The organism is Acidovorax bellezanensis (assembly GCF_025421555.1).
Lineage (GTDB): Bacteria > Pseudomonadota > Gammaproteobacteria > Burkholderiales > Burkholderiaceae_C > Comamonas > Comamonas bellezanensis.
The window spans coordinates 1-302 of record NZ_JAODYH010000036.1 but is presented as its reverse complement, the minus strand read 5'-3'; the positions used below and the strand labels follow the sequence as shown (position 1 = coordinate 302).

The window sequence follows — 302 nt, the reverse complement described above, 5'->3', positions numbered from 1 at the left end:
GCCGGCGGTCACGCCGCTGACCTTCAAGGCCTTGGCGTTGATATCGGCCGTCACGCCCGTGGCGTTGCTGACCGTGTAATTGCTGGCCAGGCCCGTGCCGTTGCCCAATGTGGCGCCATTCACCGTCACCGTCTTGCCGGCACCCGCGTTCTGATCGCTGAAGACGCCCGACTGACCGGTCAAGGTCAAGGTTTCGTTACCGACCAGGCCATTGAGCGTACCGCCCGAGAGCGTTGCGGCGGTCGTGCCGTCATAGGTCTTGTTGCCGGCAGTCACGCCGCTGACCGTCAAAGCCTTGGCCG

At 64.9% G+C, this 302-nt stretch carries 1 protein-coding gene; it reads right to left on the bottom strand.

Annotated elements, in window-relative coordinates; all coding sequences use genetic code 11:
* The coding region (locus N0K08_RS23195; protein WP_261502802.1) for a YDG domain-containing protein at positions 1–302 on the bottom strand (302 nt) is incomplete at both ends.